The sequence below is a fragment of the Novosphingobium sp. NDB2Meth1 genome, from assembly GCF_900117425.1.
Lineage (GTDB): Bacteria > Pseudomonadota > Alphaproteobacteria > Sphingomonadales > Sphingomonadaceae > Novosphingobium.
This window is the reverse complement of the sequence record NZ_FPEH01000014.1, coordinates 105,349-126,750: the sequence shown is the minus strand read 5'-3', so window position 1 is coordinate 126,750 and position 21,402 is coordinate 105,349. Positions and strand designations below refer to the sequence as shown.

Here is a 21,402-nt window from a genome sequence, read left to right as displayed (position 1 = left end):
ATACGGGTCAACGGGGGATCAGGTCCAGCCGATCCTGAAAATGCAGGCCCGTTCACCTTGCGCACAGCAGCGCTCTTGCAGCACGAGCACACGCGGGGAGACGAGTTCACGGAACAGCCGCGTAAAGACACCGCGGTGCCAGGGGCAGCTCGGCATGGCGATGGGATTTTGGGCAATCTCGATCACGATCGCGCCGCGCTCGACCCGTGCGGAGAACGCCCCCGAACCGGCGAATGTCCAAGCATGCGCGCTGATCGCCCGCAGCAGCAGCCGCGCAGACCAGGCAGGCGGCAACCGCTTGAGCAACCACTGCGCCGGCTTCGGAATGCGATGCTCCAGCAGATACCCGGCGGTGCGCTCCCCCGCTTCCCACGAAAGCTCGTCCCACTCCTGCGGCAGCCGCGCCTGCACCACCTTGTGCAGCGCCGCTGCCTCGCGCTCGTCGGTCATCCGTTCGGGATCGCAGGCCAGATAGTGCGCGAGCCCTGCGGCGCGAAGTGCTGCCGCGCGCTCGTCCAGCCCGAGCCGGTCGGCCAGAACATCGGCCAGCTGGATGATCGCGTTGGGGCCGACTTTTCCAACCACCACACTCATATGTGCGCTCCGCTCCTGCCCGGCGCATCACCGCGCGTGGGCTGCATGGCGAACGCATCGGCCTCCTCGTCGGTTAGCTGCTCGGTCCCACCACCGCACGCCTTGATCACGCCGGCTGCCTCATGGACGACCGCTTCGCGCTTGGCGGCCTTGCGGCTGGTCTCGGCGACCGCCTGCCAGTCGCCCGTTTCCGCGCGATGGTTGGTGCGGGTGCGGTCGAACTTGAAATCGACGCCCTTCTTCGATTGCGGGCCCCAGTAGTTCACCCGGCCCAGATCATAGAACGTGCGCTGGAAACCCGCCTTGAGGAACGCCTTTAGGCAGCCCAGCAAGTACTTTCGCCGGTATCCTGTGCCTTGCCACGGATAGGAAAACAGCGCCTTGCGCATGTAGAACCGGCGGTAGTTGTTCATCACCCGGTCGAGCAGTTCGGCCCGGTCCATCGCGGCCGGCTTGATGATCGGGGTGACGAAATTGTACTTGTCGAAATCGTGGATCTCGACCTTGTCGCCCAGCTCCTCGAACAGATTGGAGAACGGCCAGGGCGTGTACATCGACCAGTTGGCGAGGTCCGGCTTCCAGTCCATCGCCATGCGGTAGGTCTCTTCGAGCGTCTCCGCCGTCTCGTTCTCCAGCCCCACGATGAACTGCGCCTCGACCAGAATGTCCGCCTCGCGCAGCAGGCGGATCGCCTTCTTGTTCTGCTCGACCGTGGTTTCCTTGTTGAACAGATCGAGCTTCAATTGCGCCGCCGCCTCGGTGCCGAGCGAGACGTGGACCAACCCCGCCCGGCGATAGAGCGCGAGGTATTCCTCATCGCGCAGGATATCGGTGACACGGGTATTGATCCCCCACTGGATCTTCTCGGGCAGGCCGCGCGCGATCAGCTCCTCGCAGAACGCGATGAACTTCTTGCGGTTGATGGTCGGCTCCTCGTCGGCAAGGATGAAGAAGCCGACGTCGTGGTCGTTCACCAGTGTCTCGATCTCGTCGACCACCGCCTTGGGATCGCGGATGCGGTAATCGCGCCAGAACTTCCACTGCGAGCAGAACGAGCAGGTGAACGGGCAGCCGCGCGCCATGTTGGGAATGGCGACCCGCTTGCCGAGCGGGATGTAGATGTACTTGCCCCACTCCAGGATGCCCCAGTCGGGCTTGATCTTCTCGAGGTCCTTCACCGTCGGCGCGGCCTTGGTGGCGATGATGTCCTGCCCGTCGAGGAAGGCGAGGCCCTGGATCTCATGGCGCGCCACCGGCCAGCGCCCGTCGTCGATGGCGCGGACGAGGTCGAGCAGGATTTCCTCGCCCTCCCCGCGCACGATCACGTCGATCCACGGCGCTTCGGTCAGCACCTGCTTGAACATGAAGGTCGCATGCACCCCGCCCAGCATCGTGATGATCGCGGGCGAGACCTTCTTGGCGATTTTCAGCGTTTCCTCGGCCTTGTAGATCGAGGGCGTGATCGCGGTGGTGCCGACGACATCGGGCTTCAGTTCGCGGATGCGGGCTTCGAGGGCCTCGTCATCGACGTGATCCGTCATCGCATCGATGAAGTGGACGTCGTCGTAGCCCGCGCCGCGCAGCGCGCCCGCCAGATAGGCCGCCCAGGCAGGCGGCCAATTCCCCGCAATCTCCGCGCCGCCGGAATGGTAATTCGGATGAACGAGAAGAATGCGCATGATCTGTCACTCCCGGTTGACAGATCAAGGCTCTATCGTTTTGGATACTGGATCATTGATCCAGCGCAACTGGGGCCTCAGCCGGCAGCGGCCGTATCGATGCGCTGCATCACGAGCGGCAACTGGTCGTTCCCGAAATACATGTAGGCCCCATCGACGAATATCGTCGGCGAACCGAACGCCCCACGTGCAACGGCCTCATCGGTGTTGGCCCTGAGCCGCGCCTTCACCTCGTCACTCGCTGAAGCCGCCCGCAGCGCCGCGCCATCGAAACCACAGGCGTTGGCGATATCCTCCAGCACCGCAGGATCGTCGATATTGCGCGCATCGCCGAAATAGGCCTCGAACGCCGCCTCGCTGAAGCGCAGCAGATCTTCCGGCCGATCCTCCAGCGCACAGCAGAAGCGCATCGCATGGACCGACTTCACCGGATGGAACTCGGATGGGAAGTTCATCCTGAGCCCCGCCAGCCGCGCCCATTCCTTCAGCCACGTGAAGCTCAGGCGGAACTTGGGATTGTCCGGGTTCGCGCGGCTTTCATAGACGCTCTGGTTCACGGCATTAAACACTCCGCCGACGAGGAACGGTCGCCAAGTCACCGCCACATCACGATCCGCTATCCCGGCGCGGAAGTTGTGAAACGCCAGCCGCGTCCACGGCGAGGAGAGGTCATAGAAAAACTCGACGCGCACGCTCATTCGCCCTGCTCCCCGTCCTTGTCCTTGATCCCGAACAGCACCCGCCGCGCTTCGGCATCGTCCTGCGGCCGTTTGTTGATCCGGTCACGCCCCACGGCCATTCCGGCCCAGAGCCCCGGGCGTTCCTTCAACCGGTCGTACCACGCCTTCAGCGCCGGAAACTCCTCCAGCGGAATCCCTTGCGCCTTCCACGTCTGGATCCACGGGAAGCAGGCCATGTCGGCAATCGAATAGTCGGCACCCGCAACGTGTTCATGGCGCGCCAGCTGCCTGTCGAGCACGCCATACAGCCGCAGCGCTTCATTGCGGTATCGCTCGGTGGCGTAGGCGATCCGCTCGGGCGCATAGAGCCGGAAATGCCCGTGCTGCCCCAGCATCGGCCCCAGCCCGCCGACCTGCCAGAACAGCCACTCCAGCACCGCCTTGCGCCCGCGCAGGTCAGCCGGAAGGAACTGCCCTGTCTTCTCCGCCAGATAGACAAGGATCGCCCCGGTCTCGAACACCGAAACCGGCTCGCCACCGTCAGCGGGGGCATGGTCGATGATCGCCGGGATGCGGTTGTTGGGGCTCACCGCCAGAAACTCGGACGCAAACTGCTCGCCCTTGCCGAGGTTGATCCACTTCACCTCGTAGGGCAGGCCGCATTCCTCGAGCATGATGGAAATCTTCCACCCGTTCGGCGTCGGCGCGGTCAGCAGTTCGATCATTACCGTTTCCTGTCGGCATCCTCTGCCTGCAGACATTCCACGCCGCCACGCGACAAGCAATGCCGCGAACACGAAAGGGACTTGAAGCGCGCCAACGATCCCGCCATACGGCAGGCGTCGCCGCAGGCCATGGCCAATGCCGCCCGGGCGGGTGTAGCTCAATGGTAGAGCAGCAGCTTCCCAAGCTGAATACGAGGGTTCGATTCCCTTCACCCGCTCCACGTTACCGTCCGCTGCTGTCCGTTGGCGTCTAGACAAGCCCCAAATATCCAAGGTATTTAGAGGTTATCAGGCCGCAAGCGTTCACCTGCGTTCGCATCCAGCTACCTTCTGCTGGGGGTATGATTGGGGGGTATATGCAAAACGGCCCACTCGATACCCCAACGCTTGGAGGTATATTGGTGCTAGAGAGCCAGGAGAGGCCAAGAAATCCGGGGCTCTGACCGATGTACTCGTCCGCAATGCAAAACCCTGAGCAAAGGCGATCAAGTTGGCAGACGGCGGCGGCATGTTCCTGCTGATCACGCCAGCCGGGGGCAAACTCTGGCGGCTCAAGTATCGTGTCGATGGTCGCGAAAAACTGCTGGCCATCGGAACCTATCCCGAAATCGGGCTGGGCGAGGCGCGCAGGCGGCGCGAGGAAGCGCGGGAACTGATCAGGCTGCAGCAGATGGCCAGTCCGTCGCCGCGCAGCGTCGAACCGGTCAGTTCAAGAAGCGCCGAATCGCGTTCGGCGGCGGTCAGGGCATGAACGGTCATGCGCCTGCCCCGCCATCGGCCGGCGCCCGCCGTCAACTCTCCGCTCCGCGGATCGGGAGAGCCGGCTCGCCCCCGGCGGAGCTCGCGGCCTGGCGCGCGGCCCGCCGGTAGTGGCCTGGAGCCGTGCCGAAGGCCCGGCGAAACCGGGCCGACAGATAGTAGGGGCTGGCGAAGCCCGAGCGCAGCGCGACTTCGGCGAGCGGCAGGCGGGTCGACTGCAGCAAGCCGGCAGCGTGGAGCAGGCGCACCCGTTCGACGTAGTCCTGCGGGGTCGCGCCAAGTTGCGCGCGGAACAGCGCGATCAGCCGCGAGCGGGACAGACCGGCGACGGCGGCGAGTGTGGGCCCGTCGAGCGGCACGGCAGGATCGGCCGCAATATGCGCGGTCACCCGGAGCAGCCGGGGATCGAGCCGCTCCGGCGCGACCGGGTCCGCCAGCTCGATCAGAACCCGCTCAAGTCGGTTCATTGCATCGAGCCGCCCGAGCGCCCCGCCGTCGAGCGCGCGGGCGAGCCTGAGCAGCAGCGGGCGAAGCCGGGTCAACCGATCGGGTCGGCGCAGGCGCATCACACCGGGGGCCAGGTTAGGCCATGCCAGCCACCGAAGCCAGTCCGCACGCGGCTGGAAATGGACCCAGACATTGCGCCACTCGCCGTCGACGTCGCGATGGCCGTAGTCCTGCGGCGCATGGGGCTGGAACAGAAGCAGGCCGCCCGGCAGCAGATCGTGGCGGCATCCGCCGGCGCGCACCATGCCTGCCCCGTCCAAGGTGGCGACTAGCAGCCAGTCGCCAGTGCCGCCGGGGCGCACCGCGCTCGATACCGCGCCGGTGCTCTGGCGCTGGTCGCCCGCCAGGATCGGTGCGGCTGGCGTTCCGCCCGCAGACCCGCCCACAGCCCGGGAGTCAGGCCTGGGCGCCGTAGCCCCGGGTAACCCCGGGGATGCGTGGGGGGATCGGCTGGAGGATGCGTCGCCGGGCCGGGGTCAGCCGGGCGAGCAGCTCGTCGCTGTAGCGGAAGCCGTGCCGTGTCGTGCCCCAGCTCGGACCGTAGCGGTAAATCACCACCCGGCGGTCGCCCGGGTTCGTCCGGCGGGCCGCACCATGAGCGATCGCATCGACGAACAGCAGGGCGTCCCCCGCCTGGAGATGGACCTCGATCGCGCCCTCGACAGCCTCGTCCTCCTCCTCACGCCGCTCGTCGAAGCTGCGGGCGAAGATCGGGTGAGCGATGTTGCTTTTGTGGCTGCCCGGCAGCACCCGCGTGGCACCATCGCCGGGGCCGATGTCGGTTAGCGCCAGCAGAATGTTGACCTGGGCGCAGCGGAATTGCCCGTTCACGTAGCGGAACTGGTTGCGCACCACGCCGTCCTGCCCGCCCGAATGGAGCGGGAAGAAGCCGCCGGTGCGCCGGACCGAGGCGAAGCACTCGTCGATGAACAGACCCTCGACGTAGGTGCCCTGCTCGCCGCAATAGCGGGCGACACGCGCGATCCAGGCAGGGTGATCGATCAGCGCCTCAAACGGCGCACCGGCCTCGACGATGTTCTGCAGCTCGACCCCGGCGTGCCCGGCATTGTCGAGCCGCTGGACGTTGCCCCACCACTCTCCGCTGGCAAGATCCGGAAAGCGGTCGAAGGCCGTGTTCAGCTCGGCAAGCAGCTCGGGCTCGATCGCGTTGCGCAAGAGGAGGTAGCCGTTGAGGTCGAACGAGAAATCGAGCGCATCGTGGCTGTTGTCGAGCATGGCGGAGGTCCCTGGAACGATCGTCGCACCCTAGCGCGCAAGATCTGCGACGAAAATCGGGCGATGACGCGAAAACATGCGATATTGTCGCACGCCGGTTACTGGATCTCGAACGCGGCGGCGATCAGTCGGGCGGTGTAGTCCTGGCTGGGGCGCTCGAGCACCTCGCGGGTCGGTCCAGCCTCGACGATCTCGCCGTGACGCATCACCACGATCCGCTGACACAGCGCGCGGACCACCCGCAGATCGTGCGAGATGAACAGGTAGCTGAGCCCGCGCTCCGTCTGCAGGGTCTTGAGCGTCGCAAGGATCTGCGCCTGGACCGAGAGGTCAAGCGCCGAAGTTGGCTCGTCGAGCACCAGCATGTCCGGCTCGAGCGCGATCGCGCGGGCGATCGACAGGCGCTGCCGCTGTCCGCCGGAAAACTCGTGCGGGAACCGGTTCAGGATGTCGGTGGGCAGCCCGGCCGCTGCGAGGGCGGCGCGAACCCGGGTGAGCCGGTCGGCCGCGTCGACGCCGATGCGGTGGACGATCAACCCTTCCTCGACCAGAGCGCGCACCGACATCCGCGGATTGAGCGAGGCGAAGGGATCCTGCAGGACGATCTGGAGACGTGGGCGCAGCGGGCGCATCCCGCGTCGGTCAAGCCCATCGATCGGCGCGCCCTCGAATTCGATCGTGCCGGTCGATTCGATCAGCCGGGTCAGCGCCAGGGCGAGTGTGGTCTTGCCCGATCCCGACTCGCCCACGATGCCCACCGCCTCGCCGCGCCGGACCACAATGTCGGCACCGTGCACCGCCACCACCGGGACGGCACGGGTCCGCCCGGGGTAGGTGATCCGTACGGCGCGACCCTCGAGCACTGGCGGCCCGGGTTCGACCGGCACGGCGAAGCCGGTCGGCTCGGCGGCGAGCAGTTGACGGGTGTAAGGATGCTGCGGAGAGGCGAACAGGGCGGCGGTCTCCCCCTGCTCGACCAGCGCGCCACGCTGCATCACCACCACCCGGTCGGCGTAGTGGCGGACTACGGTGAGGTCGTGGGTGATCAGCAGCACGGCAATGCCCTGTTCGACCTGCAGCGCGCGGATCAGCTTGAGGATTTCGGCCTGGACGCTGACGTCGAGCGCGGTGGTCGGCTCGTCGGCGATCAGCAGGCGGGGGTTGTTGGCGAGCGCCATGGCGATCATCACGCGCTGGCGCTGCCCGCCCGACAGCTCGTGCGGATAGCGGCGGAGCATGGCGACCGGATCGGGCAGGCGGACCTGGCCGAGCAAATCCTCGGCCCGGGCCAGCGCGGCCGCCCGGTCGACGCGCCGATGGGCCTTTATCGCCTCGACGATCTGGTCGCCCACCCGGTAGATCGGATTGAGCGAGCTCATCGGCTCCTGGAACACCATGGCGATGTCGCTGCCGCGGACCGTGCGCATCCGCCGCTCGTCGTCGATTGCCAGCGGCCTGCCGTCGAGCCAGACCCGGGTTTCTGGCGACACCCGGGCATTGCGGCCGAGCAGGCCCATCAGCACGCGGGCGGTGACCGACTTGCCCGAACCGGATTCGCCGACCAGCGCCAGCATCTCGCCGGCGCGGATGTCCAGATCGACCCCGCGCACAGCTTCGATCGAGCCGCCCTCGACCCGAAAGGTCACGCGGATATCACGGGCGCTGAGCAGGGGCGCGGACTCAGTATGGGTCGACGGCATCGCGCAGCGCATCCCCGACAGCGTTGAAGGCAAAGACGGCGACAAAGACGAAGGCCACCGGAAACAGGATGAAGGGATGAGAGCCGATCGCAGCATAGCCACTGACGTCCTGCAGCATCAGCCCCCACGAGATCATCGGCGGTTTCACCGCCAGGCCGAGGAAGCCGAGGAAGCTCTCGAGCAGCACGATTGCTGGCAGGGTCAGGGTGAAGCGCACCAGCACGTGCGACATCAGGTTGGGCGCGATGTGGCGTACAATGATGCGCCAGTCGTCGGCGCCGAGCGCGATCGCTGCGCGCACATAGTCCATCCGTGCCAGCGTCAGGGTCTTGCCGCGGATCTCGCGGCTGAGCCCAGCCCAGCCGAGCACCGACAGGGTGGCGATCAGGATCGCGACAAACCATCCCGTGGAGAGGGTGACCGGGATCAAGGCACCCAGCGTGAGGTAAAGCGGCAACTGGGGGAAGGCGAGCAGGAAATCGACCACCCGCTGGATCCAGCGGTCGGTGGCGCCGCCGAGGTAGCCCGAAGTCGCGCCGACGAGCAGTCCCGCCAGCGTGGTCAGGGTGCCCACCGCGAGCGCGATCAGCATCGACACCCGCGCCGCGACCAGCCCGCGGGAGAAGATGTCGCGTCCGAACCGGTCGGCTCCCATCAGGTGCACCCGCCCGCCCGGCGCGGTCGGCGCGATCAGGCGGCGGTCGATCCACAGCGGGCCGAGCAGGCGATAAGGCGCAACGCGCACGAGCAGGCCAAGGCGCTCGCGCGGGGCGCCTTCACGGCTGAGAATCGGCTGGTAGGTTACCGGATCGAGCTGTCCTGTCGGCCGGGCGTTGATCGCGTAGAGCCCCTGCCCGTCCAGCCGGATCTGGCTGGGCGGCTGATAGGCGGCAAAGCGGCGATCGGGATCGAGCGGAGCCAGGAACGGGCCGACCAGCAGGATCACGCCGAGCAGGACGAGCGCGCCCAGTCCGGTCATCCCCAGCCGCGAGCGGCGGAAACGCCGCCAGACCAACCTGCCGTAGCTATCGCCACCGGCCGCGCTCATGCCTTGCGTCCTTCGAGCCGGATCCGCGGATCGAGCAGCGCAAGGCCGAGATCGGCGAGGATGTTGCCGAGGATGAGCGTGATCGCGAGTACCAGCATGAAGGTCGCGGCGACGAACACGTCCCCCACTGCCATGGCCCCGACGATCGCCGGACCGACCGTGGCGAGCCCGAAGACGATCGCCACCTCGATCTCGCCGGTGACCATGTAGGGCAAGGCAACGCCCTGGTAGGCGACCAGCGGGTGGAGCGCGTTGGGGACCGCGTGCCGCCAGATGACCCGCGCCGGGGACAGGCCCTTGGCGCGGGCGGTCTCGACATATTGCGCGTTGAGCACGTCGAGCAGGTTGCCGCGCATCACCCGCATCGAATAGGCGATGCCCCCCAAGGCCGCGATCAGGATCGCCGGCCAGACGTGCCCGAACAGATCGACGAAGCGGCCCCATGACCATGGCGCACCGACGTAGCGCGCCGACTGGAAGCTGCCGACCGAGGCGACGTCGAACCGGAAAACCAGCACGTAGAGCGCGATCAGCGCGAGCAGGAAGCGCGGTGTGGTCATCCCGATGAAGGCGAACAGGTTGAGCGCGCTGTCCACCCAGCGGCCAGCCCTCATGGCCGCCAGCACGCCCAGCCCGATACCCAGCGCGGTCGCCAGCAGATGGCTGGTCAGCGCGAGCAGCAGGGTCGGCCCAAGCCGCTCGGCGACGATATCGGCCACGGGGCGGTTCGCCGCATAGGAGAATCCGAAATCGCCGCGGGTGACGATCCCCTCGATCCAGTGCACGTATTGCAGCAGGACCGGATCGTCGAGCCCGTGCTCGGCGCGGAAAGCGCGGGCCATGGCATCGGCATCGGCGACGCTGGCGCCGCCCTGATTGATCAGCTGGGTACGCAGGGTATCGGCATAGTCGCCGGGCGGCGCCTTGATGATCAGGAAGGTGACTAGGCTGAGCAGGACGATGGTCGGCACCGCTGCCAACAGCCGTCGGCCGAGGAACCACAGCACGCTCATCGCTTTTCTCCCCCGCAGGCGAAACAGCCCGGCAGGGTGTGCGGGCGCAGTTCGTAGCCGCTCTGCCGCGCACGCGGCACCCACAGGCGTTCGCGCATGATCGCATCCTCGGCCCAGTTGAACATGATCACCGGCGTGCCGACCGGTACATTGGCGAAGCGCTTGTCGATGAGCACACCGCCGGAGAACTGGATCAGCCCTGCCGCATCGACGTTCTCGGTAGAGACCTGCTGGTACAACCGCATCAGGCGGCGGCGCTGGCCCTGATCGGGCGTGGCGATGAACGCGCGGACCAGATCGAGCATGCGCCGCTCGTGCGGGAGCAGGTCGAGCCGGCCCGAGGGACCAGCGCGATGATAGGCATGCGTGAAGGGTCCCGTAGGAGCGAGCGCGTCGGCGCCCTGGACCACGGTGTTCAGCTCGGTGGTCTCGTTGCGCTGGAGGACCCAGTCGAACTGCCCGCTGGCCCGCAGCGCGTCGCGCTGTGGACCACTGGCGAAGCGGAGAACGACACGCAGCCCGACATCGCGCGCAAGCAACTGGATTCCTTCGGCGAGCGAGCGCTCGATCACGCTGTCCGGACTGGCAGTCAGCACAATGGTGACGTTGGCCCCACCGAGTTGCGCGGCGGGATGGTTGACGAAGCCGTCACCGTCGCGATCGACCAACCCCAGCTCGGCGAGCAGGGCACGGGCGGCGACCGGATCGTAGCCGTAGCGGCGGGGGGGGGCGGCGTCGTAGAACGGCGCGCTCTCCAGCAACCCGCCGGGGTAGGGCTTGATGAACGGCCCGCCGATCTGGGTCGCGCCGAGTGCCACGCGGTCCATCGCGCGACTCACGGCACGGCGGAAGCGGACATCGCGGTTGAGCTGGCGGATGGCCTGCCCCCGGGCATCGGGCGAGCCCCAGCCGTTTCCGGAGAGATTGAACTGAACGGCGTAGGCGATCGTCCGCGGACCGAAGACCGCACGGTAGCTGGCGCCCGGGCGAGCCGCGCCGCGCAGCACCTCGGCGAAGGTCGCGGGCGCGTCGACATTGGCGAGATCGGAGCCGCCGGCCATCACCTGGATATCACGATCGGACCAGCCGAGCAGGCGGTACTGCACTTCGTCGAGATAAGGGAGCTGCCGGCCGCGGGCGTCGACCTTCCAGTAATAGGGATTGCGTCGCAGGATCAGGATGTCGTCCGGACGATACTCGGTCACCACCCAGGCACCCATCACCGGAAAATTCATCCGGCTGGCGGGAAAGGCCAACTTGTAGGCCTGGTAGCTGCTGCGCGGGTTGTAGCGCGGATGGAGCAGGCGCAGCACGTGAGCCGGACCGGGACAGAACTTCCCGTAGGCCATCTGGTAAAGATAGTCGCGCGGGAAGGGGCGCTGGAAGGTCCAGCGGATGGTGTAGGGGCCGAGCGCCTCGAGCCTGGTGCCCGGCCCGAAGCTGTCGGGCGAGGCTCCGTTGAGCGGACTGACGTTGGAATCTAGCACGTTGTCGGTCCAGTAGAACATGACATCGTCACTGGTGAACGGATGCCCGTCCGACCAGCGCGCGCCCTCTACCAGTTGCATGGTCAGCTGGTGCCCGTCGGACGACCATTGCCAGCTGCGCGCCAGATTGGGCAGGGGTTCGAGCCGGGCTGGATCGACCAGGAACAGCGGTCCGGTGCGGGTCAGGCACTCCATCGTGGCGAGATCGATGCCCCCCCAGCCCTGCGACTGCCCGGCACTGTAGTTCCAGCCCTCGGGCCGCCCGCCGGTCACCTGGCGGAGCACGTCGCCGTAAACGCCGGGGCCGTCGGGCATGGCGCCGGGGCCATAGACCAGGGGCTCCTGCGGCAGTCGCTGGGCCACCGGGGGAAGCCGGCCGGTGCGCACGAAGTCGCGTGTCACCCAATCCGGCTCGCTGTAGCGCGGCAGGGCGCGGAAGCCGACCAGATCGGTCGTGGTGAAGCGTCCTGTGCGTGCCGCGGCGTCGAAATCGATTGCCCCGCGGACGTCCGGATCCTGACGGGGGTCGGGGTGGGGCGCGGCGGCATGATCGCCGCAAGCCGCTAGCAGCAGGGAGGCGGCCAGCGCCAGGGTATCCAGGCCCCGCGGGGCCGTGCCGCGCTGCCGGGCCGGTTCTGCAAAGGGTCGCTTTTGCAGGGTAATGATCTGGCCCTCTCCCTGCCGGCCGGTCGGTCCGGGCGATGCCCGCGGCCTGACTGCTTCAGTCAATAGTCATGACAATCGGCTTTTGCGCAGCCCCAAGCGCAGATATTGCCGAACGCCAATGTTACCGGGAACTGGCGATTTCACAATGTCATATTGATAAGATAATTCAGAGAATGGCAATCGTGGCAGAGCTATCAACGACACGCTGAAGGCAATCGCGGCCAGCCCGCTGATGGCGCAGGTGCTCGCGCCGCGCTTTGCTTTCACGCCCAAGGGCCGCGGGTCTCTGCCCGATTTCGATTGTTACCCGGCTGGCTTTGCGGAGGGCATGGTCAACATCAGCGTGAACGAGGAGCGCGGGCAGTATCACTTCGAGATCGCCGGCCTCGACGAATCCAAAGCTTTCCTTCCGGATTACGAGAGGGTGGTTCCACAAACGCCCTACTCCTCCCGTCAGCGTGAATGCCCTAATCCGCTTTCAGCCGGACAGACCGGTTACCCGCCGAGGAGACATCACATGAGCCGCCCCCCGCTGCCCCCGTTCACCGACGCAACTGCCGCCGAGAAGGCAAGGCTGGCCGAAGATGGCTGGAACAGCCGCGACCCGGCGCGCGTCGCCCTCGCCTACACGCCCGACAGCCAATGGCGGAACCGCGCCGAGTTCATCTCGGGCCGCGCCGAGATCGAGGCCTTCCTCACCCGCAAATGGACTCGCGAGCTCGACTACCGGCTGATCAAGGAAGTCTGGGCGCACAGCGGCAATCGCATCGCGGTGCGCTTCGCTTATGAATACCGCGACGACAGCGGCAACTGGTTCCGCGCCTATGGCAACGAGAACTGGGAGTTCGACGCCGACGGCCTGATGGCGCGCCGCCTTGCCAATATCAACGAGCACCCCATCACCGAAGCCGACCGCAAGTTCCACTGGCCGCTCGGCCGCCGGCCCGACGACCATCCGGGCCTCAGCCACTTCGGTTTCTGACGCCAACCGCCGGGCCTGATCCGGCGCCGGCACCTCCCCCAAATGCGAGCCCATTCGCCCCGCCGCGCCGTGCGGCGGGGACCGAGAGCTTGCGCCCGTCAAAAGGAACAATCCCATGAAGCTCTATCACCACCCCATTTCGGGCCACTCGCACCGCGCCCGCCTGTTCGCCTCCCTGCTCGGCCTTGCACCCGAACTGATCGAAGTCGATCTCAAGACCGGCGAGCACAAGCAGCCCGCCTTCCTCGCGCTCAATCCCTTCGGCCAGGTGCCGGTGCTGGTCGACGACGACGGCACGGTGATTGCGGATTCGAATGCGATCCTCGTCTATCTTGCGCGCAAGACCGGCCGGACCGACTGGCTGCCGGAGGATGCCGCCGGTGCCGCCAGCGTGCAGCGCTGGCTCTCGGTTGCGGCGGGCGATGTCGCCTTTGGCCCGGCGGCCGCGCGGCTCGTCACCATCTTCGGCGCCAAGTACAACCCCGATGAAGTGATCGCCCGCGCCCATGTCCTGCTCGCAAGGCTCGAAGCCGCGCTGGCGGGGCGGGACTGGCTGGTGGCCGACCATCCGACCATCGCCGACGTCGCGATCTACAGCTATGTCGCCCGCGCGCCCGAAGGCAACGTTGACCTTGCCGCCTACCCCCTCGTCCGCTCGTTCCTGCGGCGGATCGAGGCGCTGCCGGGCTTCACTCCCTTTGCCGAAACCGCGGTGGGGCTTTCTGCCGCCACCTGACCCCGGACGGGGCGCATCCATCGCGGTGCGCCCCGATCCCCATGCCGCCAAGGAACCGACCGATGAGCGATGACCCGAACACCGGTCCCGGCCCCTGGCACGCCGGCGAACGCGAATTGCAGGCCCGCATAGGCGCGGCGGAGCGGATGGCAGATCTCGGCAGCCGCGTGATCCGCCGCTTCCTGCTCGATCAGCACCGCGCGTTCTACGCGCAGCTACCCTTCATCGTCGCTGGCAGCGTCGACGCCGAAGGTGATGCCTGGGCAACGCTGCTCTGCGGCCAGCCCGGCTTCCTTGCCGCGCCCACCGACGATGCGCTGCACATGCGCCTGCCGCCGGACAACGGCGATCCGGCGCGCAGCGGCATGCTGGCGGGAGACCCGGTCGGCCTGCTGGGCATCGAACTCCACACCCGCCGCCGCAATCGGCTGAACGGGAGGCTCGCGGCGCTTGGCGAGGACCAGATGGCCGTCGCGGTCGAGGAAAGCTTCGGCAACTGCCCACAGTACATCCAGCTGCGCGACTACGCCTTCGTCCGCGATCCGCAGCAGGTATCCACCGGTGCGGTCGAGACCGCCGCCACGCTCGATGCAGAAGCGCGCCGCACCATCACCGCAGCCGACACCTTTTTCGTCGCGTCCTACGCAGACCCCGACAAGGGCGTGCGCCGGGTCGACGTGTCGCATCGCGGCGGCAAAGCAGGCTTCGTCCGCGTCGATGCCGATGCCACGCTGACGATCCCCGATTTCGCCGGGAACAAGTTCTTCTCCACGCTCGGCAACATCCTCACCAACGGCAAGGCGGGCCTCGTCTTCGCCAGCTTCGAGACGGGCGACTTGCTGCAGCTTTCCGGCGACGCCGAACTGGTGCACGACGCCTCCAAAGTCGCAACTTTCGAGGGCGCCGAACGGTTCTGGCGTTTCCGCACGCGGCGCATGGTCCGCAGGCGCGATGCATTGCCGCTGCGCTGGGTGATGCGCGAGGACGGCTGGTCACCCAAAGCGCTTGCGACCGGCGACTGGGAAACCGCCGCTGCGTCGGCCTCTATGCAGCCAGCCCCGCGGCCTTGATGCCGGCCAGCGCGGCGAGTTCATCGTTGTCGCTGGTATCGCCCGTCACGCCCACCGCGCCGATCACGGCTCCGGCATCTGGGCCATCCGCGCGCACCAGCACGCCGCCCGCTGCAGGCACGATGCCTGCCGGATTGAGGCCCGCCGCCGCGTTGACGAACGTCGGCCGCTCGATCGCCATCTCGCCGATGGTGCGCGAGGAAACACCCAGCGCCAGCGCGCCGGAGGCTTTCGCGGTCGCGATCTGCGGGCGCAGGTTGGACGAGCCGTCCTCCCGCCCGAAGGCGATCATATGGCCGCCGGCATCGAGCACAGCGACGCTGATCGGCTTGAGGCCGAGCGCGCGCGCTTCCCTGATGGCCCCCGAGACGATGGTCTGGGCCTGATCAAGGGTAATACGGGTCATTGCAGTTACTCCTGGGGAAGGTGTTTCAGTGCTTGTGGTCTTGGCCCGCCGGTCGCCCAGTCGAGCAGTTCTATTGTGTGGACGACGGGCAGGCCCGAATGTTTCGAAATCTGCACCGCGCAGCCAATGTTGCCGGTGGCGATGACGTCCGCCTCCAGCGCAGCCAGCCGCTCGGCCTTGCGCGCGCCGAGCTGGCCGGCCAGTTCGCTCTGGAGGATGTTGTAGGTGCCCGCCGATCCGCAGCACAGGTGTGCCTCAGCCGGGAGCCGCACGGTATAACCCGCAAGGGCCAGCAGCCGCTTCGGCGCTTCGGTCACCTTCTGCCCATGCTGCAGCGAACAGGGCGGGTGATAGGCGACGGTCATCCCGCGCGGGGTAGCGACAGGAAGCCCGACCTTGGCCAGATACTCGCTGACATCCATCGCCAGCGCGCTCACCCGAGCCGCCTTCTCCGCGTAGGCGGAGTCGGCGCGCAGCATGTGACCATAGTCCTTGATCGTGGTGCCGCAGCCCGAGGTTGTAATGATGACAGCGTCGAGGCCCTTGCCCTCGATCTCGCGCATCCAGGCATCGACATTGCGCCGGGCCGCCTCGAGCGCATCGCTCTCCCGCCCCATGTGGTGCACCAGCGCGCCGCAGCAGCCCTCGCCCTGCGCAAAAACCACTTCCCGCCCTGCCCGCTCCAGCAGCCGCACCGTCGCCGCGCGCACCTGCGGGCTCAGCACCGGCTCGGCGCAGCCTTGCAGCAGCGCGACGCGGCCCTTGGCGTCGGCACGCCGCGCGGGCTGGACCAGCACTGGCGCCGGAACGCGCGCCGGCGCCAGCGCAACCATCGCCGCCAGCGGGCGCAGCGCCTTCAAACGCTTCATCAAAGGCACCAGCGGGCGCCCCAGTGGCGCCAGCTCCAGAGCCAGCCGCATCCGCCCCGGATAGGGCAGCACCCATGCCAGCAACCGCCGCATCGCCCGTTCTGGCCAGGGCCGCCGGTAGTTCTCGTGGATATAGGCCCGCGCGTGATCGGCGAGGTGCATATAGTTCACGCCCGAAGGACAGGTCGTCATGCAGGCAAGGCAGGAAAGGCAGCGGTCGACATGCTTGACCGTTTCCGGCCCCGGCTCGCGCTGGTTTTCGAGCATGTCCTTGATGAGATAGATCCGCCCGCGCGGGCTGTCGTTCTCATCGCCGAGCAGCACGTAGGTCGGGCACGTCGCGGTGCAGAACCCGCAGTGCACGCACTTGCGGATCACGCCCTCGGACGTTGCCATCGCCGGATCGGCGAGCGCCTCAGGCGAGAACTGCGTCTGCATCCGCGTCCTCCGGAAAACGGCCGGTGACGAACACCCCGGCAGGATCGAACGAGCGGCGAACGCGAGCTTCTAGTGCCGCCACACCCTTTGCGCGAAGGTGGAATGCCGGGACCCGTTCGCGCATGGCCTCGGGCGCTGCAACCAGCCGCGCCTCACCGCCCAACCCCGCCGCAAGCTGGCGTACGGCATCATCTTCGGCATCGCAGCATACCCAGACGCGTCCACCACCCCAATCCATTGCCCACTCCGCACCAGCGGGCAGCGCCGCAATCAGCGCGGGCGCAGCGCGCGGCGGCAGATGAACGTCCCAGCGCACCGCGCCCTTCAACCCCTCGCCGGTCATCGCCTGCTGCCAAAGCGGCGCGGCATCCTCGAGCCGAGCCAACCCGCAATGCCCCGCCAGCAATCCCGGCAGCGCCGCACACCGCGCCGCGACTGATGGCGCAAAACCTGCGACGCGCAGCAGCACCGTGCCGTCAGAAAGCGCCGCCGCCGCCGAAACCTCGGCATTGCTCCCCAGCGCACAGGCCATCGCGGCATGCGCTGCCTCGGGTGACAGGCCGCGCGCCGCCAGCGTCACCACCTCGCGAGGGACCGGCAGAACCTTGACAGTCAGGTCGGCCATCGCCCCGATCCGGCCCCACGACCCGGCCATGAGCTTGGGCAGGTCATAGCCGGTCACGTTCTTGACCACCTTGGCCCCCGCGACAAACACCTCGCCGCGCCCCGAAACCGCCATCAGCCCCAGCAGATGATCACGCGCGCTGCCCGCCGTCACCCGCCGCGAGCCTGCCACGCCAGCCGCAATGGTCCCGCCAATGGTCGCCCCCGGCTCGCCCCAAGGTTCGAACGCCAGCATCTGCCCTTCCGCCGCGACCAGCGCCTGCACTTCGGCAAGCGGGGTGCCAGCCCGCACCGTCAGCACCAGTTCGGCCGGATCATAATCGACCACACCCGTCAGCCCCGCCAGCGAGACCACCACCGCCTCACGCGGCGCGCCGAAATCCGCCTTGGTACCGCCGCCACGAAGTTCCAGCTTTCGCCCGCGCGCCGCCGCATCAGCGACAATCTCGGCGAGTTCTGCCGCGTCCCTTGGCTCCAGCATCAGAATCTCGGCAGCTCGGGATGCGGCAGCGCGCCGTGGTGGACGTGCATCCGCCCCAGCTCGGCGCAGCGGTGCAGCACCGGAAACACCTTGCCCGGATTGAGCAGCAACTCCGGATCGAACGCGCACTTCACCCGCTGCTGCTGCTTGAGATCGGCTTCGGAAAACATCTCCGGCATCAGATCGCGCTTCTCGATCCCCACCCCATGCTCGCCCGTCAGCACCCCGCCGACCGAAACGCAGAGCCGCAGGATGTCCGCGCCGAACGCTTCCGCCTTGTCGAGCTCGCCCGGCACATTGGCATCGTAGAGGATCAGCGGATGCAGGTTGCCATCGCCCGCATGGAAAACGTTGGCCACCCGCAGGCCATACTCGGCAGAAAGCTCCTCCATCCGCCGCAGCACGTCGGGTAAGCGGCGGCGCGGGATCGTCCCGTCCATGCAGAGGTAGTCCGGCGAAATCCGCCCCACCGCCGGAAACGCCGCCTTGCGTCCGGCCCAGAACGCCATGCGCTCCGCCTCGTTCTCCGAAACGCGGGAGGTGACCGCGCCGTTCGCGCCGGCGATCCGCGCGATCTCTCCGATCAGGAAATCGCACTCCGCCGCCGGGCCATCGACCTCGACGATCAGCAGCGCCCCCACATCGAGCGGATAGCCGACCTGCACGAAGGCCTCCGCCGCGTGGATCGCAGGCCGGTCCATCATTTCCATGCCCGCCGGGATGATCCCCTCGGCGATCACTTGCGCGACGCAGGCACCCGCCTGCTCTGCATCGGGAAAGCCCACCAGCACCGCGCGCGCGGTCTCGGGCTTGGGCAGGATGCGCACCGTCACTTCGGTGACGACGCCCAGCAGCCCCTCCGAGCCCACCACCACGCCCAAAAGATCAAGCCCGCAAGGATCGAGATGCCGACCGCCGAGGCGGACGATCTCACCGTCCATCATCACGATCTCGACGCCCAGCACGTTGTTGGTTGTCAGGCCATATTTCAGGCAGTGCACCCCGCCGGAATTCTCCGCGACATTGCCGCCGATCGTGCAGGCAATCTGGCTCGAAGGATCGGGCGCATAGTAGAACCCGCGCCCCTCCACCGCCTGCGTGATCGCAAGGTTGGTAACGCCCGGCTGCACCACCGCCACGCGGTCCTCGTAATCCACCTCGAGCACGCGCTTGAACTTGCCCAGCCCCAGCAGCACTGCATCCGCCAGCGGCAGCGCGCCGCCTGATAGCGAAGTCCCCGCCCCGCGCGGCACGACCTTCACGCCCTCGGCATGGCACCACTTGAGCACGGCAGAGACTTGCGCTGTCGTTTCGGGCAGCACCACCAGCATCGGCGGCTGGCGATAGGCGGTCAGCCCATCCGATTCCCACGGCCGCAGCGCCTCGGGCGCATCGATCACGCCTTCTCCCGGCACGATCGCCCGCAGCGCCCGCGCGATCCGCTCGCGCTTGGCGAGCGTCTCGGCATCGGGCACCGGCATGGCAATCGACATCGGCGGGGTCTCCGGCTCAGGCGGCTGCCTTCACCTTCTGGCGGAACGCATGCAGCAGCGGTTCGGTATAGCCGCTCGGCTGCGATACACCATCGAACACCAGCGCCCGCGCCGCCTGAAAGGCCAAGCTGCCTTCGGGATCGCTCGCCATCGGCTTGTAGAGCGGATCGCCCGCGTTCTGCGCATCGACCTTGGCAGCCATGCGCAGCAGGGCGGCATCGACCTGCTCCGGCGTCACCACTCCATGCAGCAGCCAGTTGGCGATATGCTGGCTCGAAATGCGCAGCGTTGCGCGGTCCTCCATCAGGCCGACGTCGTTGATATCGGGCACCTTGGAGCAGCCGATCCCCTGATCGACCCAGCGCACGACATAGCCCAGAATCCCTTGCGCATTGTTGTCGATCTCGGCCTGGATATCCGCTTCCGACCAGTTCTGCCCCGCCGCCACCGGAATGGTCAGCAGCGCATCGAGGCTGGCGATGCCTTCCGCGCGGCGCTCCACCTGCCGGGCGAACACGTCGACCTTGTGGTAGTGCGTGGCATGCAGCGTCGCGGCGGTCGGCGAAGGCACCCATGCGGTGTTCGCGCCGGTCTTGGGGTGCCCCACCTTCTGCACCAGCATGTCAGCCATGCGGTCGGGCATTGCCCACATGCCCTTGCCGATCTGTGCCTTGCCCGAAAGCCCGCAAGCGAGGCCGATCTGCACGTTGCGATCCTCGTAGGAAGTGATCCACGGAGTCGTCTTCATGTCGCCCTTGCGCAGCATCGCCCCGGCCTGCATCGAGGTGTGCATCTCGTCGCCGGTGCGATCGAGGAAGCCGGTGTTGATGAACATGATCCGGTCCTTCACCGCGTGGATGCAGGCGGCAAGGTTCGCGCTGGTGCGGCGCTCCTCGTCCATCACGCCGATCTTGAGGGTGTGGCGCGCGAGGCCGAGCAAGTCCTCCACCGCATCGAACAGGTCGTTGGCGAAGGCGGCTTCTTCCGGCCCATGCATCTTCGGCTTCACGATATAGACCGAGCCGGTGCGGCTGTTGCGGCGCGCCCCGTTGATGTCATGCATCGCGATCAGGCTGGTGACGATGCCGTCTAGGATACCCTCAGGCGCCTCGCCGCCGCCCGGCAGCAGCACGGCCGGATTGGTCATCAGGTGGCCCACATTGCGGACCAGCAGCAGCGAGCGGCCGTGCAGCGTCAGCGGGCTGCCATCAGTCGCGGTATAGACGCGGTCCGCATTCAGCCGCCGCGTCATCATTTCACCGCCCTTCTCGAAGGTGTCCTCGAGATTGCCCTGCATCAGCCCCAGCCAGTTGGCATAGGCCATGACCTTGTCCTCGGCATCCACCGCCGCGACCGAATCCTCACAGTCGCAGATGGTAGAAATCGCCGCTTCCAGCACGACGTCGGCGATGCCTGCCGGATCATCCTTGCCGATAGAATGAGCGGGATCGATCACCACTTCGATGTGGAGGCCATTGTGCTTGAACAGCAGGTTTGCGCCGGCCTTGCCGACCAGCTGGCCTGCGTCCATCAGCGCCGGTTCGCCGCCGGTCCAGTCCGTCCACGAGCCCGAAGCCAGCGGTACCGCCTGATCCAGAAACGCCTTGGCCCACTTGATAACTTCTGCGCCGCGCACCGGATCATAGCCCTTGCCCGCCGCCGCGCCCGGAATGGCATCGGTGCCATAGAGCGCATCATAGAGGCTGCCCCAGCGCGCATTCGCCGCATTCAGCAGAAACCGCGCATTGAGGATGGGCACCACGAGTTGCGGCCCTGCGGTGGTCGCCAGTTCCGCGTCAACGTTCTGCGGCGAGACCGAAAACGGCGCGGGCTCCGGCACCAGATAGCCGATCTCGGTCAGGAACGCCTTGTAGGCCGCCATGTCCTGCGGCTGTCCGGCGCGCGCCTTGTGCCAGGCGTCGATCTTCGTCTGCAGGTCCTCGCGCTTCGCCAAGAGCGCGGCATTGCGCGGCGCGAACTTCGCGAAGACATCGGCCGCTCCGGCCCAGAAGGCATCCGCCGTCAGCCCCGTCCCCGGCAGTGCGCGCGCCTCGATGAATGAGGCAAGGCTCTCCGCCACCTGCAGCCCCGAACGCTCGACATATCCGCTCATCGCACCGACTCCTGAAAATCTGTTGCCTCTCCCTAGGCCCGCACCTGCTCATGCGGTAGAAGGAAATAATTCAACGCAGCTTATCCTGCAGGTTAA

19 protein-coding genes and 1 tRNA gene are annotated in these 21,402 nt (G+C 67.2%); 5 read left to right on the top strand and 15 right to left on the bottom strand.

Annotation, left to right across the window (positions count from 1 at the left end):
- Positions 1–18: 18 nt before the first annotated feature.
- The 4 genes from bchJ to NDB2M1_RS07595 all read right to left on the bottom strand — a co-directional run bounded on the left by bchJ (position 19) and on the right by NDB2M1_RS07595 (position 3,678).
- Positions 19–594: a bacteriochlorophyll 4-vinyl reductase gene (bchJ, locus tag NDB2M1_RS07610; protein ID WP_072381075.1), complete on the bottom strand. Its 576-nt coding sequence runs from the start codon at positions 592–594 to the stop codon at positions 19–21.
- Complete coding sequence (gene bchE / locus NDB2M1_RS07605; RefSeq protein WP_072381073.1) at positions 591–2,273, bottom strand: magnesium-protoporphyrin IX monomethyl ester anaerobic oxidative cyclase; 1,683 nt, start codon at positions 2,271–2,273, stop codon at positions 591–593. Before bchE ends, bchJ begins: the two co-directional genes overlap by 4 nt.
- A 77-nt stretch (positions 2,274–2,350) precedes the next feature.
- Positions 2,351–2,971 carry a 2-hydroxychromene-2-carboxylate isomerase gene (locus NDB2M1_RS07600; RefSeq protein WP_072381071.1) on the bottom strand — a complete coding sequence of 207 codons (621 nt, stop codon included), beginning with the start codon at positions 2,969–2,971 and terminating at the stop codon, positions 2,351–2,353.
- On the bottom strand, positions 2,968–3,678 hold the full coding sequence (locus NDB2M1_RS07595; protein WP_072381069.1) for a glutathione binding-like protein: 711 nt from the start codon (positions 3,676–3,678) through the stop codon (positions 2,968–2,970). Before NDB2M1_RS07595 ends, NDB2M1_RS07600 begins: the two co-directional genes overlap by 4 nt.
- A gap of 147 nt (positions 3,679–3,825) precedes the next feature.
- Here NDB2M1_RS07595 and NDB2M1_RS07590 point away from each other — a divergent pair.
- Together NDB2M1_RS07590 and NDB2M1_RS23100 are read left to right on the top strand one after the other, a co-directional pair.
- A tRNA-Gly gene (locus NDB2M1_RS07590) sits at positions 3,826–3,899 on the top strand.
- Positions 3,900–4,168: 269 nt separating this feature from the next.
- Positions 4,169–4,429: an Arm DNA-binding domain-containing protein gene (locus NDB2M1_RS23100; RefSeq protein ID WP_072381067.1), complete on the top strand. Its 261-nt coding sequence runs from the start codon at positions 4,169–4,171 to the stop codon at positions 4,427–4,429.
- 40 nt (positions 4,430–4,469) lie between these two features.
- Here NDB2M1_RS23100 and NDB2M1_RS07580 read toward each other — a convergent pair whose 3' ends face one another.
- From NDB2M1_RS07580 to NDB2M1_RS07555, 6 genes are all read right to left on the bottom strand, one after another.
- Positions 4,470–5,330, bottom strand: coding sequence for a helix-turn-helix domain-containing protein (locus NDB2M1_RS07580; RefSeq protein ID WP_072381064.1), 861 nt, complete (start codon positions 5,328–5,330; stop codon positions 4,470–4,472).
- Between the two features lie 10 nt (positions 5,331–5,340).
- Positions 5,341–6,180 carry a phytanoyl-CoA dioxygenase family protein gene (locus NDB2M1_RS07575; protein ID WP_072381062.1) on the bottom strand — a complete coding sequence of 280 codons (840 nt, stop codon included), beginning with the start codon at positions 6,178–6,180 and terminating at the stop codon, positions 5,341–5,343.
- Positions 6,181–6,278: 98 nt separating this feature from the next.
- On the bottom strand, positions 6,279–7,880 hold the full coding sequence (locus NDB2M1_RS07570) for an ABC transporter ATP-binding protein (protein ID WP_216233974.1): 1,602 nt from the start codon (positions 7,878–7,880) through the stop codon (positions 6,279–6,281).
- A complete protein-coding gene (locus NDB2M1_RS07565; protein ID WP_072381058.1) occupies positions 7,861–8,928 on the bottom strand; it encodes an ABC transporter permease in 1,068 nt (355 codons plus the stop codon). The genes NDB2M1_RS07570 and NDB2M1_RS07565 overlap by 20 nt, the downstream gene beginning before the upstream one ends.
- On the bottom strand, positions 8,925–9,941 hold the full coding sequence (locus tag NDB2M1_RS07560) for an ABC transporter permease (protein WP_216233972.1): 1,017 nt from the start codon (positions 9,939–9,941) through the stop codon (positions 8,925–8,927). The genes NDB2M1_RS07565 and NDB2M1_RS07560 overlap by 4 nt, the downstream gene beginning before the upstream one ends.
- A complete protein-coding gene (locus NDB2M1_RS07555; RefSeq protein ID WP_216233971.1) occupies positions 9,938–12,157 on the bottom strand; it encodes an ABC transporter substrate-binding protein in 2,220 nt (739 codons plus the stop codon). The genes NDB2M1_RS07560 and NDB2M1_RS07555 overlap by 4 nt, the downstream gene beginning before the upstream one ends.
- Positions 12,158–12,611: 454 nt before the next feature.
- Between NDB2M1_RS07555 and NDB2M1_RS07550 the strand changes: the two genes are divergently transcribed.
- The 3 genes from NDB2M1_RS07550 to NDB2M1_RS07540 all read left to right on the top strand — a co-directional run bounded on the left by NDB2M1_RS07550 (position 12,612) and on the right by NDB2M1_RS07540 (position 14,882).
- Positions 12,612–13,076, top strand: coding sequence for a nuclear transport factor 2 family protein (locus NDB2M1_RS07550; RefSeq protein WP_072381680.1), 465 nt, complete (start codon positions 12,612–12,614; stop codon positions 13,074–13,076).
- A gap of 115 nt (positions 13,077–13,191) precedes the next feature.
- A complete protein-coding gene (locus NDB2M1_RS07545) occupies positions 13,192–13,812 on the top strand; it encodes a glutathione S-transferase family protein (RefSeq protein ID WP_072381056.1) in 621 nt (206 codons plus the stop codon).
- Between the two features lie 62 nt (positions 13,813–13,874).
- Positions 13,875–14,882 carry a pyridoxamine 5'-phosphate oxidase family protein gene (locus NDB2M1_RS07540; RefSeq protein WP_072381054.1) on the top strand — a complete coding sequence of 336 codons (1,008 nt, stop codon included), beginning with the start codon at positions 13,875–13,877 and terminating at the stop codon, positions 14,880–14,882.
- Here the strand turns inward: NDB2M1_RS07540 and NDB2M1_RS07535 are convergent.
- Genes NDB2M1_RS07535 through NDB2M1_RS07515 form a run of 5 tightly spaced genes read right to left on the bottom strand, consistent with a single transcriptional unit; the run spans position 14,857 to position 21,306 of the window.
- Positions 14,857–15,288 carry a GlcG/HbpS family heme-binding protein gene (locus NDB2M1_RS07535; RefSeq protein ID WP_072381052.1) on the bottom strand — a complete coding sequence of 144 codons (432 nt, stop codon included), beginning with the start codon at positions 15,286–15,288 and terminating at the stop codon, positions 14,857–14,859. The two genes, NDB2M1_RS07540 and NDB2M1_RS07535, sit on opposite strands and share 26 nt — an antisense overlap.
- 5 nt (positions 15,289–15,293) lie before the next feature.
- Complete coding sequence (glcF, locus tag NDB2M1_RS07530; RefSeq protein WP_072381050.1) at positions 15,294–16,595, bottom strand: glycolate oxidase subunit GlcF; 1,302 nt, start codon at positions 16,593–16,595, stop codon at positions 15,294–15,296.
- A complete protein-coding gene (locus NDB2M1_RS07525; RefSeq protein WP_072381048.1) occupies positions 16,573–17,700 on the bottom strand; it encodes an FAD-binding protein in 1,128 nt (375 codons plus the stop codon). Before NDB2M1_RS07525 ends, glcF begins: the two co-directional genes overlap by 23 nt.
- Positions 17,700–19,193 (bottom strand): FAD-linked oxidase C-terminal domain-containing protein, encoded by a 1,494-nt coding sequence (locus NDB2M1_RS07520; RefSeq protein ID WP_072381046.1) that lies wholly within the window; start codon positions 19,191–19,193, stop codon positions 17,700–17,702. Before NDB2M1_RS07520 ends, NDB2M1_RS07525 begins: the two co-directional genes overlap by 1 nt.
- Positions 19,194–19,209: 16 nt before the next feature.
- Positions 19,210–21,306, bottom strand: a complete 2,097-nt coding sequence (locus tag NDB2M1_RS07515; RefSeq protein ID WP_072381044.1) for a malate synthase G — start codon at positions 21,304–21,306, stop codon at positions 19,210–19,212.
- Positions 21,307–21,402 lie beyond the last annotated feature (96 nt).

Coding starts and splice junctions, on each gene's coding strand:
- bchJ (WP_072381075.1), bottom strand. CDS start 594: ATGAGTGTGGTGGTTGGAAAAGTCGGCCCCAACGCGATCATCCAGCTG.
- bchE (WP_072381073.1), bottom strand. CDS start 2,273: ATGCGCATTCTTCTCGTTCATCCGAATTACCATTCCGGCGGCGCGGAG.
- NDB2M1_RS07600 (WP_072381071.1), bottom strand. CDS start 2,971: ATGAGCGTGCGCGTCGAGTTTTTCTATGACCTCTCCTCGCCGTGGACG.
- NDB2M1_RS07595 (WP_072381069.1), bottom strand. CDS start 3,678: ATGATCGAACTGCTGACCGCGCCGACGCCGAACGGGTGGAAGATTTCC.
- NDB2M1_RS07575 (WP_072381062.1), bottom strand. CDS start 6,180: ATGCTCGACAACAGCCACGATGCGCTCGATTTCTCGTTCGACCTCAAC.
- NDB2M1_RS07570 (WP_216233974.1), bottom strand. CDS start 7,880: ATGCCGTCGACCCATACTGAGTCCGCGCCCCTGCTCAGCGCCCGTGAT.
- NDB2M1_RS07565 (WP_072381058.1), bottom strand. CDS start 8,928: ATGAGCGCGGCCGGTGGCGATAGCTACGGCAGGTTGGTCTGGCGGCGT.
- NDB2M1_RS07560 (WP_216233972.1), bottom strand. CDS start 9,941: ATGAGCGTGCTGTGGTTCCTCGGCCGACGGCTGTTGGCAGCGGTGCCG.
- NDB2M1_RS07550 (WP_072381680.1), top strand. CDS start 12,612: ATGAGCCGCCCCCCGCTGCCCCCGTTCACCGACGCAACTGCCGCCGAG.
- NDB2M1_RS07545 (WP_072381056.1), top strand. CDS start 13,192: ATGAAGCTCTATCACCACCCCATTTCGGGCCACTCGCACCGCGCCCGC.
- NDB2M1_RS07540 (WP_072381054.1), top strand. CDS start 13,875: ATGAGCGATGACCCGAACACCGGTCCCGGCCCCTGGCACGCCGGCGAA.
- NDB2M1_RS07535 (WP_072381052.1), bottom strand. CDS start 15,288: ATGACCCGTATTACCCTTGATCAGGCCCAGACCATCGTCTCGGGGGCC.
- glcF (WP_072381050.1), bottom strand. CDS start 16,595: ATGCAGACGCAGTTCTCGCCTGAGGCGCTCGCCGATCCGGCGATGGCA.
- NDB2M1_RS07525 (WP_072381048.1), bottom strand. CDS start 17,700: ATGCTGGAGCCAAGGGACGCGGCAGAACTCGCCGAGATTGTCGCTGAT.
- NDB2M1_RS07520 (WP_072381046.1), bottom strand. CDS start 19,193: ATGTCGATTGCCATGCCGGTGCCCGATGCCGAGACGCTCGCCAAGCGC.
- NDB2M1_RS07515 (WP_072381044.1), bottom strand. CDS start 21,306: ATGAGCGGATATGTCGAGCGTTCGGGGCTGCAGGTGGCGGAGAGCCTT.